At 65.0% G+C, this 17,423-nt stretch carries 18 protein-coding genes and 1 tRNA gene; 6 read left to right on the forward strand and 13 right to left on the reverse strand.

What is annotated here, in order from left to right:
* Positions 1–28 precede the first annotated feature (28 nt).
* Together OVA17_RS01445 and OVA17_RS01450 are read left to right on the forward strand one after the other, a co-directional pair.
* Positions 29–535, forward strand: a complete 507-nt coding sequence (locus OVA17_RS01445; RefSeq protein ID WP_267787692.1) for a hypothetical protein — start codon at positions 29–31, stop codon at positions 533–535.
* 231 nt (positions 536–766) lie between these two features.
* A complete protein-coding gene (locus OVA17_RS01450; protein ID WP_267787694.1) occupies positions 767–1,726 on the forward strand; it encodes a hypothetical protein in 960 nt (319 codons plus the stop codon).
* A 128-nt stretch (positions 1,727–1,854) separates the two neighbouring features.
* Here OVA17_RS01450 and OVA17_RS01455 read toward each other — a convergent pair whose 3' ends face one another.
* From OVA17_RS01455 to OVA17_RS01485, 7 genes are all read right to left on the reverse strand, one after another.
* Positions 1,855–2,283 carry a hypothetical protein gene (locus OVA17_RS01455; RefSeq protein ID WP_267787695.1) on the reverse strand — a complete coding sequence of 143 codons (429 nt, stop codon included), beginning with the start codon at positions 2,281–2,283 and terminating at the stop codon, positions 1,855–1,857.
* Positions 2,283–3,170, reverse strand: a complete 888-nt coding sequence (locus OVA17_RS01460) for a WXG100 family type VII secretion target (RefSeq protein ID WP_267787696.1) — start codon at positions 3,168–3,170, stop codon at positions 2,283–2,285. Before OVA17_RS01460 ends, OVA17_RS01455 begins: the two co-directional genes overlap by 1 nt.
* The gene (locus OVA17_RS01465; RefSeq protein ID WP_141376141.1) at positions 3,170–3,475 is read right to left on the reverse strand and encodes a hypothetical protein; all 306 of its coding nucleotides are present in this window, start codon (positions 3,473–3,475) and stop codon (positions 3,170–3,172) included. The genes OVA17_RS01460 and OVA17_RS01465 overlap by 1 nt, the downstream gene beginning before the upstream one ends.
* Complete coding sequence (locus tag OVA17_RS01470) at positions 3,472–3,906, reverse strand: YbaB/EbfC family nucleoid-associated protein (protein WP_267787699.1); 435 nt, start codon at positions 3,904–3,906, stop codon at positions 3,472–3,474. Before OVA17_RS01470 ends, OVA17_RS01465 begins: the two co-directional genes overlap by 4 nt.
* A 46-nt stretch (positions 3,907–3,952) precedes the next feature.
* The gene (locus OVA17_RS01475; RefSeq protein WP_267787701.1) at positions 3,953–4,675 is read right to left on the reverse strand and encodes a phosphatase PAP2 family protein; all 723 of its coding nucleotides are present in this window, start codon (positions 4,673–4,675) and stop codon (positions 3,953–3,955) included.
* A gap of 130 nt (positions 4,676–4,805) precedes the next feature.
* Positions 4,806–5,273 (reverse strand): RidA family protein, encoded by a 468-nt coding sequence (locus OVA17_RS01480; protein ID WP_267787703.1) that lies wholly within the window; start codon positions 5,271–5,273, stop codon positions 4,806–4,808.
* Positions 5,270–5,488, reverse strand: a complete 219-nt coding sequence (locus tag OVA17_RS01485) for a hypothetical protein (protein WP_056229468.1) — start codon at positions 5,486–5,488, stop codon at positions 5,270–5,272. Before OVA17_RS01485 ends, OVA17_RS01480 begins: the two co-directional genes overlap by 4 nt.
* Before the next feature lie 119 nt (positions 5,489–5,607).
* On the opposite strand from OVA17_RS01485, the gene OVA17_RS01490 reads away from it, so the two are divergent.
* From OVA17_RS01490 to OVA17_RS01505, 4 genes are all read left to right on the forward strand, one after another.
* Entirely contained in the window at positions 5,608–8,310 is a 2,703-nt protein-coding gene (locus OVA17_RS01490) for a transglycosylase domain-containing protein (protein WP_267787706.1), read from the forward strand.
* A gap of 11 nt (positions 8,311–8,321) precedes the next feature.
* On the forward strand, positions 8,322–9,230 hold the full coding sequence (locus OVA17_RS01495) for a metallophosphoesterase (RefSeq protein WP_267789339.1): 909 nt from the start codon (positions 8,322–8,324) through the stop codon (positions 9,228–9,230).
* Between the two features lie 115 nt (positions 9,231–9,345).
* Entirely contained in the window at positions 9,346–10,863 is a 1,518-nt protein-coding gene (locus tag OVA17_RS01500; protein ID WP_267787707.1) for a hypothetical protein, read from the forward strand.
* Positions 10,864–10,994: 131 nt separating this feature from the next.
* A tRNA-Pro gene (locus OVA17_RS01505) sits at positions 10,995–11,071 on the forward strand.
* 193 nt (positions 11,072–11,264) lie between these two features.
* Here OVA17_RS01505 and OVA17_RS01510 read toward each other — a convergent pair.
* The 6 genes from OVA17_RS01510 to OVA17_RS01535 form a co-directional block, all read right to left on the reverse strand.
* Complete coding sequence (locus OVA17_RS01510) at positions 11,265–11,567, reverse strand: hypothetical protein (RefSeq protein WP_267787708.1); 303 nt, start codon at positions 11,565–11,567, stop codon at positions 11,265–11,267.
* A 257-nt stretch (positions 11,568–11,824) separates the two neighbouring features.
* Positions 11,825–12,484, reverse strand: a complete 660-nt coding sequence (locus OVA17_RS01515) for an IS3 family transposase (RefSeq protein ID WP_267787709.1) — start codon at positions 12,482–12,484, stop codon at positions 11,825–11,827.
* Positions 12,484–12,756, reverse strand: coding sequence for an IS3 family transposase (locus tag OVA17_RS01520; protein ID WP_267789340.1), 273 nt, complete (start codon positions 12,754–12,756; stop codon positions 12,484–12,486). Before OVA17_RS01520 ends, OVA17_RS01515 begins: the two co-directional genes overlap by 1 nt.
* A 412-nt stretch (positions 12,757–13,168) precedes the next feature.
* Positions 13,169–15,124: an ATP-binding cassette domain-containing protein gene (locus OVA17_RS01525; protein ID WP_267787711.1), complete on the reverse strand. Its 1,956-nt coding sequence runs from the start codon at positions 15,122–15,124 to the stop codon at positions 13,169–13,171.
* A 1-nt stretch (position 15,125) separates the two neighbouring features.
* Complete coding sequence (locus tag OVA17_RS01530) at positions 15,126–16,340, reverse strand: peptidoglycan-binding domain-containing protein (RefSeq protein WP_267789341.1); 1,215 nt, start codon at positions 16,338–16,340, stop codon at positions 15,126–15,128.
* 145 nt (positions 16,341–16,485) lie between these two features.
* Complete coding sequence (locus OVA17_RS01535; RefSeq protein ID WP_267787712.1) at positions 16,486–17,238, reverse strand: hypothetical protein; 753 nt, start codon at positions 17,236–17,238, stop codon at positions 16,486–16,488.
* Between the last annotated feature and the right edge of the window lie 185 nt (positions 17,239–17,423).

The following is a 17,423-nucleotide window of genomic DNA, read 5'->3' on the forward strand; positions in this document are numbered from 1 at the left end:
ACTCGGTGAACGCGCCTAAACTTCGAACGTGATGTTCGGAAAGCGCCAGCGCCACGAAGCACAGCAGAGCCGAGAGGTCCTGCGCCAGGAGGTGTCGGCCGCCGGATGGACGTGGGAGGGTGCAGCACCCGCGCCGATTTTCGAGTTCGGCGAGGCCGTAATACGCGGTTCGCGATCCCACGACATCTGGATGGTTGGTGTCGCGGATGCCCTCCGGGGCACCGTCGGTGAGGGAGATTTCCAGGCCGGACGTCTCGTCGCCGGCTTCGGAGTGTTCTCCCGTCGGACGATCGGCGGTGCAGGGCTGAGGCCCGAGCAACGGCTCGTGCGACCTGATTGGAAGGGATACGGTCTCGGCGGAAAGGTGCCTTGGCAGCAAGCCTCCGACGCTCCGAAGCACGTGACGATGTCGCGACGCGAAGCGGTGGACGTCTGGGACGTGCCGCCGGGTACGTCTTGGGGACTCCACATCGGTACGCGGGCAGGGGGTTCAGACTTACCGGCGGTCGCGTCGGCTCTTCATCATGGCGTCTGAGGAGCGCGATCACCCCCACGGGGAGAGTCGATGCCGCCCTGTCGGCGGCGGGTCGGTCGGCTGCGAGAACCACGACATCGATGGCGTGTGACCGAGTACCGAAAGCGGCGGACGGCAGACCGGGCTCAACCTCGCCGATGACCGTCTCCGCGGCGATCTCGCAGGCGGAGAGGCTCCGTGGGCATGATGGCATGACACCGAATTGATAGAGAGATCGAGGAGACGGCAGACGTGATCTTTGGCAAGCGGAAACGCGAAGAGGCCGCGCAGCGCCGTGCCACGTTGCGGCATGACGTCACCTCTCAGGGGTGGTCGTGGAACGATGCGCAGCCTCCGTGCCCCTTCGAATTGACCGAGGCCTCGTTGCGCGGTGAACACAGCTTCGACATTTGGCCGGTGGGCCTGAGCGAGGTCATCGACGGATCTGTCGAAAAGCGCGCATTTCGAGCAGCACGCCTGATCGGCTACCGCTACAGCACGACAAACGGCGGCCTGCCCTACGGTGATCGCCGCGAGACCACCGGTGTTTGGCTCGAGCTCCCCGCATCGCTTCCGGAACTTCGGATGGTCGATACTCTCGCAACCGAGAAGGACCTCGGTCTGGCACTCCCCCCTCTGGAACCTTCGCGCACGGCCGATGGACGCTGGCAGGTGGAAGGGTTCGTCCCCGCGTTCGCGACGGATTTGCTTCAGCCCGCTTTCGTCGAGGTCCTGTCATCGCTCCCACCCCTGAGCGCCGTCGTCATCCGTGCAGGCGTGATCCTTGCCTACGGCTTGCGGGACTACGACGTGCCGACGATCCGGGCGGTGGCTCACACGCTCGACGCACTGCTCGACAGGGTGCCCGCCAGTTCATGGGGGCGAGCGGATGCGCTCGTCGCTGGCGTCGGGGTGTTCCCCAACCATGACGCGGACGGTCCGCGCTTGGTTCTTGATCGTCGGCTGGTCCACCCGGATTGGAAAGGTTACGGTCTCGGCAACAAAATCCCCTGGCAGGAGGCGCCGGACGCACCCAGCAATGTGCTCATGAAGCGCAGCGAAGCGATCGACCGTTGGGAAGCACCGTCAGGCGCACGGCCGGGGCTGAACGTGAGTGCACATGTGGGGAGCGCCTCTCTGGGCACGGCGACACCCCGCGGCATCCCCACTGTCGCGTCCACTCTCCTGCCGGGTCCGCGTGGCGACAGCTGAGTGACGGAGTCGCGCACACGACGCGGGCGGATGTCGCGTGGAGAATCCTTCCGCTTTTCGCACCAACGATGGGCTGGGTGAGACACTCAGCGATGCCGGTGAGGCGGCGCCCTGCAGACCGGTCGACGCTAGCGGAGGCCCTGAACCGGGCCTTCCGCATCGAGCAGGGATAGCGGACCGACGAGGCCAGCCCGCATCTCGCTCAACACCGAGGCCCCGGCCACTCCAGGATCGGCCTCCTCGATCGCGTTCGTCAGATTTTCCTGCAGATTGGTGAGCGCCTCGCGAATCGTGGCGGTCACGAGACGGCTGAGGGCGCGCGGACCGAGAGCGACTCCGCGGGAGGAAACATGCAATTCAGTCAGAAGCCCGCGAGAGGACACGGTCGCTCTCACCTCGCCCTGGAACGACACGGCCGCCCCCTGGGCTGTCTCGACCGCCGTTCGAACCGCTTCGAAGGCAGTACCCCGTGCAATCGCGGCGGCATACTTCGCGTCGCGAGCGGCGAGACGTTCCTGCACATCGAAGGGGACGCCGGAGAAATCAGGAGCGACCATCAGCGCCCCCCTTGCTGATCTGCGTCGGCCTCTGCCGACTTTCCGACTCCGGCGTTGATGCCCTTGACAGCGTTGACCACGTCGAGTGCTTGGAAGTTGACCCGGAGCTCACCTACGTTGAGCATCTTCTCGATTCCCGCCGTCTCGACCTGAAATTCGCGACCGAACTGGGTGAAACGCTCGACGATTCCCTGAATCTTCTGCATCACCTCCTGAATCTTCTCGACCCACCGGGCGACCTGAGGCACGCGGGTCGCGATCTTGGTGCTGCATTGGGCGATGATCACCGGGAGCCCCACGCCGACGGTGGCCAGCGCCTCGACGACCGCCTGGATGAGCTGTCCGACGAGGTCGGCGATGATGCCCTTGACGATCTCGTAGACGATCTGGACGACGGATGCCGCCAAACGAAGCCCGTTCGCGTTGCTGTGGGCGGCCTCCGCGAGGGACCGCAGGATCGCGGTGAGGCCGGTCGCGACCGTCTCGTAGCCCGTGGCGGCGGCTCCCTGCCACGACTCACGGAGGTTTCCGAGCGCCTGATCCCGGTCGTCCGCGACGGCCGTGAGGGCGTCTCCGACGTTGTCCCAGGTCTCGCCGAGTGCACGCACCATCTCGGGGCTGCCGGTCAGCAGCTCCAGCTCTTCGTGCAGCGGCGACATGTAATCGAGCAGGAACGATGCGCACGATGACGCGAGCGTCGCGATCGGGTTCGCGATCAGGCTGACGACATCGAGCGCTGAGCCGGCCGCGTCGATCACGCCCGATGTGATGTTGCCGCTGCCGAAGTCGCGCACGGAATCAGCGATCCCCCCGGCGACCGGCAACGCACCCAGCACGGCCTCACCGCTCAGCCCGCTCTCGTACGTCGGTGCGGCGATGAGCGACATCAGATGACCTTCGCGATCTCGGCGGCCAGGTGATCGTCGAGCAGAGAGTATGTCGTACCAGCCGCTGAAACCGCGGTGGCCTCGGCGGCGAGTGCCAGGCGGAGCGCCGAGAGTCCGGCGACCGTCGTCGACTGCTGCAGGGTCACCACGGGAACGAGGAACGAGCAGAGCAATCCGAAAGCCACCGGCTGCAGTGCCACGGCACTCAACGCGGCCACGGCTGCGTCGTTCAACTGGTCGGCCGAGCCGTTCAGCCGAGAGGCGTGCGCGTGCAGCGCATCGGCCTGTACCTCGAGATCCGTCATCGTGAGCCCCCCTCGAATTCGTCTTTCACGGGCGTTGCGGCCGAAGTCTCGGCGTCCAACCGCTGCACCCTCTCGAAGAGCTCGTCGATCCGCGCTGAGAAGTCGACCGCCGGAGCGGCCAGATGCGGTTGCAGGATCGCTGCCCGGATGGGCTCTGCCTGCTTCTGCAGGTCTTCGATCGCCCGGGTCGTCGCCGACATCACCCACTCCGAGACGGTGGGCCCGTCGGCATCCCGGATCGCATCCGAGAAGGCGACATCGATGACGATTCCTTGATGGTCGACCGTCACCGTGGCCCCGTCTTCGTCGCTTCGACCCATCCCCGTCAGCGTGGCGAGCTCGCCCGACAGTTCCTCGGCCACATTCGACAGCTCTTGGGCTCGTTCCAATTGCCCGGCAATAGCGAGCAGCATCTGCGCGGCGTCATCCATGCGAGTCCTTCCCCCCGGTGATCGACTCGGCCTCGATGCTAGCGAATCAGCGCCCCCGCGACGAGACCGATCGCCGTATCGCGCGTTCGACCCGCGGGATGACGAGCATGGCCCCTCCCGCCCGCACCGCCGGATACACCCCCGCCACCCAGACGATGGATGCCAGGGCGTCCCCGGCGTAGTGCACGCCGATGGCCACGACCGACACCGACATCCCCACGACCAGCACCACCCCGACGACGATGCCGAGGGCGCGCCATCGCGTCGTCCAGAGCGCGCAGATCAACACGGCGGCGAACGATGCCGTGAAAGCGACGTGACCGCTCGGGAACGACGGATCGGCCGTCGCGCCGACCGCTTGCGTCATGGCCTCTGACATCCCGGGGCGCGGTCGGTCGACGATGAGTTTCGCCGCTTCCGCGAGACCCCACGTCACCGCCACTCCCCCGAAGAAGGCGAGGGCGACCTGCCACCGGCGGGAGAGAAGGCCCACGGCGACCGTGGCGACGATCATGATGCCCGCGGCGGGCAGCGGTTTCAGCGAGCGGTAGAACGCCTCCGCCACCTGGGTGAGGGCGCTGACATGCAGATGATGCACCGCGTTCGAGAACGCCACGTCTATCGGCGCGAAGCGGAGGATGAATCCCACGGCGAGGAGCACGACGATGGCCGAGATCGCCACCACCATGTCGCGCCGGAGGTGAGCCGAAGGAGTGAGAAGTGCGCTCTCGGCCGTCGACGGCCCACTCGGCGCGGAAGAGGAGGTCACGGGGGCATCCTGCCCCCGCACACTTCTGAATCAGCCGAGACAGATACCCGACGATGACGAGAGGGACGCCCCGTGCGACCAGGGCGTCCCTCTCGTGCGAAGGCCGGGGTGCCGGCATCCGGAGTCGTCGTCAGGCGACGGTGAAGATCACCTCGACCTCGACGGGGCTGTCGAGGGGGAGGACGGGCACACCGACCGCGGAGCGCGCGTGGGCGCCAGTCTCACCGAAGACCTCGCCGAGGAACTCGCTCGCGCCGTTGATGACGCCCGGCTGCCCGGTGAATTCGGGGACGGATGCCACGAAGCCGGTGAGCTTGAGCACCCCGGTGAGGTTATTGACGCCGCCGACGAGAGCCGCGGCTGCGGCGATCGCGTTGAGCGCGCACTGACGGGCGAGGGTCTTCGCATCCGCGGGGGCGATCAGGCCCTCGGACTCACCGACCTTGCCGGTCGAGGGCAGGGCACCCTGGACCATGGGGAGCTGACCCGAGGTGTAGACGAGGTCTCCGTGACGCTTGGCCGGAATGTAGGACGCGACCGGAGGCACCACCGCCGGGACGTCGACGCCGAGGGCGGCGAGGCGCTCGGAGACGCTCACTGCTGGCCCTCGAACTGTCGCGCGGCCGTCTCGGCTGCACCCAGGCCGGCGTTTGCCGCGCCACCGCCGGTGGGGCGCTTGAAGTAGGCGACGAGTCCGCCCTCGGGACCGGTGACCACCTGCACGAGCTCCCACCCCTGCTTGCCCCAGTTGTTGAGGATCGCCGCGGTGTTGTGGATGAGCAGGGGTGTGGTGAGGTACTCCCACGTGGTCATGACGGGCTCCCGGAGGTGGCTCGGAGCGCGCAGCTGTGTTGCGCGCGAGGATGGACGCGTCCGCGCGCGAGCGCACGCCTTCAAGGCATCGCCCAGCAACGTCGCTTAGCATCAAGCCTATGCCCGAGAACAAACGAACGGCTAGCGGTGCCCTCGGCGGCATCGTCGGCCTGGTCGGCCTGAGCGCAGTCGCCGGACTCCTGGTCACCGCTGCCGTGACGCCGGCCATCGCCGTCTCCGGTGCCGCTGCCTCCAGCGCGATCACCGTCTTCGACAACATGCCCAGCTACCTGAAGCCCGACGAGCTCATGCAGCCGACGACGCTGATGGCCGGCGACCGGGTGCTGGCGAAGTTCTACGACCAGAACCGCTCCCCCGTCACCTTCGACCAGGTCAACCCGGTCATGTACGACGCGATCCTCTCGTCGGAAGACCCGCGCTACTACCAGCACGGCGGTGTCGACCTCATCGGCACGACTCGCGCGTTGCTCAGCAACGCGACGAACCCGGACGGCGACACTCAGGGCGGCTCCTCTATCAGCCAGCAGTACGTGAAGAACGTGCTCGTGCAGCGCTGTGAGCGCGACGCGAAGGCCGTCGAGGCCACAGAAACCACCGCGGCGGTCTCGCGTGACGAAGCGCTGCAGAAGTGCGCCCTCGAGGCAGTGCAGGCGAACGGTGCAGCGGGTTACCAGCGCAAGCTGCAGGAGATGCGGTACGCGATCCAGCTCGAGAAGGAGTACACGAAGGATCAGATCCTTCTCGGCTACCTGAACATCGCCAACTTCGGTGGCACCACCTACGGCATCGACGCCGCGGCGCGCTACTACTTCGACACTCCTGCCGCCAACCTGAGCGTGGGTCAGGCAGCGGTCCTCGCGGGCATGGTGCAGAACCCCAACCGCTTCCGGATCGACCGCCCCGAAGGCTCGATCAGCGACGGCGAGACCTCGTACAACAAGGCCCCCGACGGCTCGATCGACGATGTCGACCAGAGCACAGTCCAGGCCCTCTATACGTTGCGCGACAACGGCGAGATCACCCAGGAACAGCTCGTCAACGCCGCCGACGGCTACAGTGCGACCAAGGGCCGCCAGCTCTACGTGCTCAGCCGCATGGAGACCGACGGCAAGATTACGCACGAGCAGTACGTCGCTGCAGCGGTCGAGCCGATTACCCCCAAGATCAGACCGACCAGCCAGGGGTGCGCCTCGTCCGCTGCGCCGTATTACTGCCAGTACGTGGTGTCGACGATCCTGAACGATCCGGCGTTCGGTACCGACACCGACGACCGCGTGCGCGCCCTCCGCCAGGACGGCCTGACTATCCAGACGACGCTCGACTGGCGCGTTCAGGATGCCGCGCAGAACGCGATGAACGCGTACACGCCCTCGAGCATCGACGGCATGAAATTCGGTTCGACCGTCGTCAACCTCGAGTCGAAGACCGGGCGCATCCTCGCCATCGCGCAGAACACGAAGTTCACGCAGGACCCCGGGCAAGCGGAGTCCGATCCCTCCTATAACTCCGTGATCTTCGCGGGCGACAGCACGAACGGCGGGTCCATCGGTTTCAACGCGGGATCGACCTTCAAGCTTTTCACTCTCGTGGATTGGCTCCAGACAGGGCACTCCCTGAACGAGACGCTGAACGGCCGGATCGGTCCCGTGCCGAACATGACGAACTCGTGCACCGGCAACTACGTGAACAAGAACAACGACCGCATCAACAATTTCGGCAACGACAGCGGCTACGTCGGAACGCCGATGATGTTCACGCGCGATTCGCTCAACACCGGCTATCTCCAGATGGCGGCGCAGCTCGACCTCTGTGACATCGCCAAGACGGCCAAGAAGCTCGGCGTGACCCGGGGTGATGGTTCGGACATCACGATGCAGTACGCCAACAACGTCATCGGCAGCGATAACGTCTCTCCCATCGCGATGGCCGGGGCCTACGCCACGGTCGCCAACGGTGGAACGCTTTGCCAGCCCAAGGTGATCGACAAGGTCACCGACAGCAGCGGCGCGGAGCGTGCCATCCCCGAACGCACCTGCTCGGCTGCGCTGACCCCGGAGGTCTCTGCAACGGCCGCATACGCCCTGCAGGGCGTCATGGCCCGCGGCGGGACCGGCGCCCGTGGCAACCCCGGCGATGGCACCCCCGTTCTCGGTAAGACCGGTACCCACGAAGAGTGGCAGACCTGGATGATCGAGTCGTCGACCAACACGACGACCGCTGCCTGGGTCGGCAACTACGAGGGTGGCGTCAACGTCTTTAAGAAGTTCTGGGGCGGTCGCGCTCTCTCTGACATCCGCTATCCCCTGGCGGCCGATGTGCAGCGCGCATCCGATGACTTCTACGGCGGCGACCGGTTCCCCGACCCCTCGTCGAACCTCCTCCGCACCCAGATGCGGGATCTACCGAACGTGGTGGGCCAAAGCATCTCCGACGCCACCTCGACCCTCCAGAACGCGGGTTTCCGCGTCTCGGTCGGTGACCCCGTCGACTCCCCGTCGGGTCCTGACACCGTCGCCGCGCAGAACCCCGGCGCAGGCTCTGCTCCCGCGGGCTCGCAGATCACGCTGAGCCCCGGTAACGGCCAGGGTGCGACGGTGCCGAACGTGGGCGGGCAGACTGTTCCCGCGGCCCAGGCAGCGCTGAATGCCGCTGGCTTCACGAACGTGTCCATCGGCGCCTGTCAGCCCGAGGGCAACGCTCCGAACGAGGGCCAGGTGACGGCGACGAACCCTGCCGCCGGCACGGCGACGAACAAGAGCGCCGCGATCGCTCTGTCCATCGTCGCGAAGAAGTGCTCGTGACGCGTCCTCTCATGACGGCCGCCCTCGCACCCCTCGGGGTCGCGGGGGCGGCCGCTGTCGGGGCCGCCGTGTGGGGCGTGGGCATCGAGCGCTACCTCTTCACGGTGCGCTACCACGCGCTGCGTGTCCTCCCCAAAGGGGCCGAGCCGATCCGCGTCCTTCACGTCTCCGACGCGCACATGGCTCCCTGGCAGAACCGCAAGCAGGAATGGATGGCGCGTCTCTCCGAGCTATCGCCCGACCTCGTCGTCAATACGGGCGACAATCTCGGTCACCGCGACGGACTCACCGGCATCCGGACGGCCTTCGCACCCCTACGGGGTGTGCCCGGACTGGTCGTGCACGGGTCGAACGACTTCCAAGAGCCGGCACCCCGCAACCCCCTGCGGTACTTTCTGGGGCCGTCCGGTCATCAGCCCGCGCACAAGCACCTCGATGTCGACGCCCTCGACCGGTATTTCACCGATGACCTGGGGTGGAGCATCCTCGACGACACCGCTGTGTCGCTCGAGGTGAAGGGCCTACGCGTCACCGCCTTCGGCGTCAACGACGCCCACCGCAAGTGGGACCACCCCGAGCTCATCCCGCCGGTAGTGGAACGCCTGGATGCCGCCGACCTCACGCTCGGCGTGATGCACGCGCCCTATCGGCGCACTCTGGACACGTTCACCGACTTCGGTGCCGACGTGCTGCTCGCCGGTCACACGCACGGCGGACAGGTGCGGGTGCCGTTCCGTCGAGACGCGTTGGTGGCCAATTGTGACATCCCGTTGGATCAGGCGCGCGGACTGAGCGACTGGACCTACGAAGGCCGCACCGTGCCGTTGAACGTCAGCGCGGGGCTCGGTCATTCGATCTACGCGCCCGTGCGTTTCGCGTGCCGCCCGGAGGCATCGCTGCTCACGCTGCTTCCGCGCTGACGGATTCTCCACAGCCGCCTCGGGGGCCGATCCGTACACGGATCGGCCCCTTCGCGCGTCGAGAGGACGTGTCGTTCCCCGAAGATCGAGTTCCTCGACCGAAGGGACTCCCCCGATGCGCCACCGTCCACCCTCTCTCCGACGTCTCCCCGCCGTCCTGACGCTCGTCGCCGTCTTGTTGGGCGTCGCCGTGGCCCCGGCTGCGAACGCCGCTGACCGAGGCACGGGCTTCGGTACGTGGGCCCCGCTCTCCCGCACCGGTTGGCACGGCTCGATGCGGGTGGGAGATGTTCACACCTATTGCATACATCCCGGCCTTCCCGTCGCCACCGGAACCACGACGGACCACGGCATCACCACCGACGTCAACGGACTGACCCCGCAGCAGCTGATCTCCATCAACTACCTCGTCAGCACGTACGGGCAGACCGGCGACGCGGTGCAGGCCGCAAGCGTCGGGTGGGCGGTGAAAGCCATCGTCGACCGGGATACGACGCTGCACTCCTGGGGGTACGGCGGGAACGAGCTGACCGAGGCGATCGACTACATCATGCGGAGAGCGAGCCCCGAAAACAGCACCGCGATTCAGCAGCGCACCGTGCGGTATCTGGCCGAAGCCGAGGGCATGCCCGTTCCACGAGTGGGCGGCTCGCTGACGCTGTCGATGGACGAAGACGATCCCACGCGGGGAGCGGTGACGCTCGATGTCGACCCGACCGCCTCGGGAACACTTCGACTCGAAAACGCGGTCTTCGCCGACACGGGAAGCTCCGAGCGTGCCGGAATCCAGGGGGCGGTCACGTACCCGATCATCGCCCCGGCGACGGCGTCCGACGACGGACGACCGTACGTCGTACGGGCCGCAGGTACATTCACCGTGCGTTCGGCAGCCATCCGGTATTACTCGACCCCAGGGCAGCAGGAGTCCGCGGGGCCGGCCGAACCCACCACCTTCACCCTGGCGACCGAAGACGCCTCACCGCGGCCCTTGCGCTTCGCCCCGCGGATCGAGACGGCGGCCACGATCGACTCCCGTGGCCGGTTCGTCGACGACGTCATGGTGTCTGCCGGTGACGGTGTCTGGCCGCGACACAGCGACGGAACTTTCGTGGTCGTGAGTGCAAGTGCCGACGTCTACCGGACGAACGCGTTTCCCGCCGAGGCCACCGAGATCCCGTCAAATCTCAGCCCGGTCGCACACCTTGAGCTCCGGACCGACCCGAGAATCGGCCCCGCCGTCTACCGCACGACCTCGGTCTCCCTGCCCGGTCCGGGCGTGTACACGGCCGTGTGGCGTATCGAGCGCACATCCCAAGACCCTGACTCGGTCGCGCACTTCCCCTCGCGCTATTTCTGGATGGAGCGCTTCGCCACTCCCGCGCAGACGGAGCAACTGGCCTTCTCTCCGCCTCCCGCTGCCCCTGACCCCTCCCCGACGACAACCCCCGCGACCGTCGCCACCGTCATTCCGCCGACACCGCCAGCACCCCCGCTGGTTCCCGCGGCCCTCGCATTGACAGGAGTCTCCGGGACTTCGCTGGCAGTGACGAGCGGCGTCTCCGCTGCCGCCATCGCCTCGGGAATGTATGCGTGGCGGCGGGGTCGCCGACGCGCAGAACCACTGGCCGGCTGATGTTCTGCCGGGGTGGGCGTGCGCCGCTCCACGACCCGCATCCCACCCCGGCAGAACCCGACTGATTGAACTCAAACCCCCGGAGTGGTTCGAAGCACTCCTCGGTGCAGGGTAGACTTGTCTAGTTGCAACGGGGTGTGGCGCAGCTTGGTAGCGCGCGTCGTTCGGGACGACGAGGCCGCAGGTTCAAATCCTGTCACCCCGACCACTTCAAGAATGTTCCAACCTTCGGACGAAGAAACGCGTTCGAAGCCTGCACTCAAAGGGCCTTCCGCAGACGCGCGGGAGGCCCTTTGAGGTTTTGTTGACTCGACGTCTCGCCGGGACGCGCGGAGAGCGTGCATGGCCTGATTGATGACCGCACGTTCACCCCTTATGGACGTTTCACCTTCCGCGGCCCTCTAGATGGTTAACTTACGGAAAAGGCCGCACAGAACATCGCGGCGAACGTTTCCGGGCGACATGCGGTAAAGATGAGCGGGGTCCTGGGGTAAATCGAGCTGCGCATGCGCTCGTTTGACTCCGGCGTCGAGACTGGCGAGAGTGCGCTCAAGCTTCTCCGCCACCGCCCCCTTCTGCAATGCGATCTGATTCAGCTTCTCCCGCAGATTCAGTGTTGCTACCGCCCCATCGGCCACCAACTCGATGAGCCGCTCCTCTTGGTCCTCCAGCTTTCGCTGCTCAGACGCGAGAGCTGACTTCATTTCTTGGTCTTTGCGAGCGAGGTGTTCGGAGTCTCAGGTGCGTTGAGGGGAAAGCTGCAACGCACAACCAGCCCATCACGTCGTCACGGGGGCCTCGCGGGCCTCGGTGACCAGCGAAAGTGGCCCGTTGGAGCGAAGAGGGATGGGCACGTGGACCTCTCCTAGCGGCAGTGCGCACGAGCGTCCATTCTGCAGAGACTAATTGCGAACCAGCGGTCACCGACCCCGAGGACACGCTCTCTGAATCGGCCTGACTTTCACTCCTGTCGGGAGCTTTGTCCGGCAGAGACCGAATTGGCTGATTCGAGGTCAGCGTAGTACGCGCGCTTGACCTCGACCGGTGTGCGCATGTCGAGCTCGCCGTGGAGGCGGGAGTTGTCCCACCACCACACCCACTCGAGCGTCGCCAGCTCGACCTGCTCGACCGTGCGCCACGGGCCGCGCTGACGGATCAGCTCGGTCTTGCAAAGGTTGTTCACCGCCTCCGCCATCGCGTTATCGAAGCTGTCGCCGACCGTTCCGGTCGAGGGAACGGCGCCGAGTTCGACGATCCGCTCGGTGTAGACCATCGCGGTGTAGTTCGAGCCGTGGTCGGCGTGATGGATCAGCCCGTCGAGTCGGCTGCCGGCGCCCCAGGCGGCCATATCGAGCACCTGCATCGGCAGGATCTCCGACCACTGCGTCGACGCGACGTTCCACCCGACGATGCGGCGGGAGTAGACGTCGGTGACGAACACGACGTACACAAACCCGGACCGCGTCGCGACATAGGTCACGTCGCAGACCCAAAGTCTCCTCGGCGCCGGCGCGGTGGAGCGACTGTTCACGAGATCGGCGGGTAGCGCCGTGGTCTTGTCGGAGCGCGTGGTGAATACCCGCTTCGACTTGCGCACGCCGCGGACCAAGGCCAGACGCATCAGGCGCTCGGTCTGTCGCGACCAACCTGCCACCCTTGCCGACGCATCAGCGCGTGTATCTTCCGACGCCCGTAGATGCCGTAGTTCTTCGCATGCAGCCTGGCGACCTGCGGGACGAGAAGCTCGTCCTTCAACTGCCGCGCCGATGGCATCCGGCCGACAGCGGCGCGGTAGCCACGGGAGGTGAGGAACCCTTGAACCGCTGGGCGCGGCACCCGGCAGATGAGCTCGACCCCGAAACGATCCCGGTGTTCGGTGATGAACCGGATCATCTCGGTCAACGGCGGTCGAGCTCCTTCGCGAAAAACACGCTCGAAGCTTTGAGGATCTCGTTCGCCTTCCGCAGTTCCGAGACCTCCTTCTGAAGCCGCTTGATCTCCGCCGCCGCCTCGGTCGTCAACCCCGGCTTAACGCCGGCATCGACTTCGTAACGGCGCTACCAGAGGCGCAGCGTCTCGAGGCTCATCCCGAGCAACCCGGCCACGTGACGGACCGCGCTCATCATCGTCGAATGCGACGGCCGCGTCTCCGCGAGCATCCGCAACGCCCGCTCACGCATCTCCGGCGAATAGTTCCTATTCATCGAGTTCCATCCTCGCTTCAAGAACGGAACAAAGGTCAGGCGATTCAGAAGGTCGTCGCCGGGAGTGCTGGGTCCTGCGCCGGGCCAGATTTGCATCGTCGCTAGTTCCTCAGGTTGTCAGCCGGTTTGAGCCGTGCGGCCTGAATCGCCGCTAGTCCTCCGCCGCTCGCCCCGACCACGAGGCCGACGAGCATGGCCACCGGTGTCAACGCGGTGTCGAAGACCGGAGACCACTTTTGACTGATGGTAACTACGAGTATCGCGCCCATGCCAAGTAAGAGACCGATCGCGCCGCCGAGCAGCCCCACGTATGCCGACTCTATGGTTATCAGTGCGCCGATCTGCGCATTGCGCGCCCCCAGGGCTTTCCGCATGCCGATCTCTCCCCGCCGCGTATGCACAGCGAGTAATGTCGCGTTCATCAGCGCCGCCACAGCCACAATCAAAGCGAGAACGGTGAACGCGGTTAGGGCTGTCCGCAAACCCTCTTCCACTTGCCCGCGGAGGATTGCAGAGTCACTCGGGGCGGCGACAAAAATGGCGTCTGGCTGGTAAGGGTTTATCGCCGCGGGCATCTGCCTTGCGACCTGCGGGGCAGCGCCAGGAGCAGTTATCGCCAGCAGGCTCGCATCTGTTGCCGCATGAGTATTAATGTCTGCTGGGGCCCCCATCACCACTTCTCCACGCAGTAGTGGAAGTCGTGGTGACCCCGTGATCAACCCCGCGACGACGTAGTTGTTCCCGTCAATGTAGATCGAAGGAGCGCCGGCGAGTGAACTCAACTGCAACTGTGACGCTAACAGGTCACCGATAAGAACCTCGTCCGCATGCAGTTCGCCGCTATGCCATGGCGCCTCCGCCACCTCTAGCCGCCCCGCCGCTGTGATGTTTCCCACGGCGACGTGCGGTTGTACCTGGCGCGACTCAGCGAAGGAAGATACCGTGCTGGGACTGAGGTCCAGCAACACGGCGGCGGCCTCGACGCCTCTCAGGTCTCCCACCACCTCTGGAACGCTGGTCAGCGTGGGCGAGTGCGCGGTCCCCGTAGACCATCGCGCGGTGACCTCACGGTTCAGATGGGCATCGAAGGTCGCAGATACCTGCGCTGTGGCAGAAGACGACAGACCAAGCGTCGTGATCGTAAGCGCTACGGCAATGGCGACTGCGAAGCTAAGCCCTATGGTCTGGTTCCGTCGTGAGAGCACCGACGCCCACGCGTCGCGTAAGAGGTCGAGGACTCTGAGCCGGCTATATGTGCTGGTTGGCAACAACAGAGTATTGGAAGCTACTTGTGGCTCTCCGGCGTTGAGGGACTCTTTAGCCGACCGTCCTAGACCGACGCTGGGGGACAGCGCATCCGAAGTGAGCGGTCTGCCCCGCCACTGATCGCTCACTACGGCGCCGTCTGCGAGACGCACGATGCGCTGAGCACGGGAAGCAACTTCGGACGAGTGGGTAACGACAATCACGGTCGAACCTTTGACATTCAGACGTTGCAACTCGTCTAAGACTCGCTCGGCATTCTCCGAATCAAGATTTCCCGTGGGCTCGTCGGCGAGGATGAGCTTGGCGTCACCGGCTATGGCGCGAGCAATGGCGACTCGTTGCCGCTGTCCTCCCGACAGCTGGGATGTGCTGTCTGCAGCTCGTTCAGCCAGTCCCACAGACAGCAGAGCCTCTTGCGCGCGTGCACGTCGTCGCGCGCGCGGGACACCGCGATAGAGAAGGCCAAGTTCCACGCTATCGACAGCCGGCCGCGCTGGCAGCAGGTGAAAAGCCTGAAAGATGAACCCGATTATTCTAGCGCGCAGCTGCGGCGCGTTACGAGGTCCTCCCACATTCACGGCTTGTCCATCCAACAGGTACTCACCGCTGGTGGGCTCGTCCAAGAGACCCAGGATGTTCATCAATGTGGTCTTGCCGCCCCCGGAAGGTCCGACGATCGCGACGAACTCACCTTGCTCAATCTCGAGGCTAACGTCGCGCAGAGCGACGACGGCAGGACCCCGCGCTGAGGAGTATGTCCGGGAGACGTGGTTGAGATGAATCTGTGGCACGTCAGCCGACCCGCACTTCTTCCCCCGCCACGAGCGAGTCTGCCGAGGCTGCAACGGCGACTTGGCCGTTCAAGGAACCGAGGACTCGAACGGGAATCTCCGCGAGGGTCCCGTCCTGTTGGCGCTTATGAACGACCGTATTCCCCGAGCCCCGGTCCGTGACCGCCAGAACGGGCACAAGAAGAGCTTGCTCGGGAAGAATGTTTTTTACTACTGTCACCCTCGCCTGCGTCGCTCCAGTGGGCACGTCGAGAGCTGAGCGTGGGATGACGAGGAAGGTGGTATCCGCATCCACGTCGTCACCGGCCGTCCCGGCAGCCGCATCTTTTGATGAGACCTGCGATTTGCCAGCCACGGACGGAGTGATTGCGCCGATGGTTGCCTGAATCTCACCATTTGCAAGCGAAATGGTCGCGGTGTCGCCTTCAACGATTTTGGTCACGTCCGCCGCAGCTGCCGAGACCGACACCACCACTTCGGACGAACCCAGGACAATGTCTGGAGTGCCGCTGACAGCGACGCGCGTACCCACAGGCACGCTGCGTAGGACTTTTGCTGAAGAGGTCGTCATGCCTACGACCTCCGCCACGGGCATGAAAGCGTCTGCGATGACCTTCGGCGCTTCGAGCGGCGTGAGGTTGCTCTTTGCATCACTGCTATCAGCGGTCACATCCCGATTAGCGCCAGTATCGGCGGTTGACGAGCGCGATGATCGCGACGGTTCGCCCTCCGGTCGCGGACGCGTAGGCGCGATGTAACCAGCGTCTTTGTACCAGCTCTGCAGGGCCTGAGCGGTTCCAACCCCAAAACGGCCGTCCGCTTGAACGGAGTATCCTGCGCTCGACAATGCCCGCTGGAGAGCCTCCACGTCGGGCCCCTGGTCTCCAAAGCCCATATCGCGATAGAACGGAAAAGGTGCCTGCGCCAGAAGCACTGGACGTCCATTCGTCTCGATAAGCACACCGCCATTGCTGACTATATCCCCCTCACCTATGGCACGCCCGGTGACGACAGTCATCGCCGCGTCGGGAGCAGGGAGAAGGTTTACCTCCATGGTGGACGAAGGCCCTATTTTTCCGGTGAAAGTATGCTCTTCAGCAAGCGACCCCTCCGCAACGATGGAAAAAACGGGGCCGGGCGATGGAGCGGTTGCGTTCGCCTCGAGCTGTTCGGGCGACTGGAACAACGTTGCGAGCCACCACCCGCAACCGAGCATCGCCACAGCGGAGACGACAGAGACGGCGGTCCACCACCCGTATTTGGAGTTTCTGGTCCGATGAATGACTAAACCTGCACTTTCCTGAACCTTACGATCACCTAGCTATAGGTCCGAGAGCTATGCGCTAGCAGGAGCGCTCCAGTCAACCCATGGGGGCGGCCGGTGCATTTTCTGCGATGATCGCTAGCAGATCCTTTTTGTGAGCGCCCGCCTCGGCACGGATGCGGTCGAGCTGATCGCGGTTCTGGTCCATCAACTTCTTCTGCTGGTCCCACTCAAGGTTGTATCGCGTCTCGCTGACGCCGCTGGACTCGCGACACTGAGCGTCGGCTACCGCGACGGCGATCTCATCCCCGGACGCCGCCATCGTTCGAGACTCGCCGTACAGACCGAAGCGCTCCGCCACAGCTTGCGGCGGCATCTGCTTCCAGGGGGTGTCTGACACGGCGAAATCCACCTTCGGAGTAAGACATTCTCGCCACCGAGCGACGGCTTCCTGAACACTCGCGTCCTGGACGGCGACATCGCTCGCCTGCATCGCCAGTCCCATCACGTAGTTCTGTGCGTCGACGTCACGAACAGTCTTCTCGCTTCGAGCCTCGTCAGAGCATTCTTCGAATTTTCCCGTGAAGTCGTCGTCGGGAGTGTACGAGTTGGCGAAGTCTGCGAATGCTGCCCACGCATCGGCCTCGTTTGCGTCTCTAGGAGGCGCGAAGTGATACCCAAAACGCTTGGCAAGAGGCTCGTCAAACAAGCGGTATCCGATCTTGTTGAACCCTTCAGGCCAGAGGAAGGCTGAGTCGCGCCAAGGCACCGGCCACTCGTATCCCTGCCCGGTGAGGCATTTTGAAATGAGCAACTGCTCCGCGTAGTTGCTCAATTCGGGTGAGTACACGATGAACTCCTCAAGCGGGAGCGACCATTGCGTCCTGTTCTTTTCAGAAACAGGCTGCCCCATCTCAACTACTCCCGTGGATTGATCAGGCTGCTTCGGCTCGGCACTGAAGGTGCACCCCGAAACTGCAAAACATGCCGTGACCAATAGCGCGGCCGGCGCGAATCGCCGGCCGCGCTGCGTGA

It is taken from the genome of Microbacterium sp. SL75, from assembly GCF_026625865.1.
Taxonomy (GTDB): domain Bacteria; phylum Actinomycetota; class Actinomycetes; order Actinomycetales; family Microbacteriaceae; genus Microbacterium.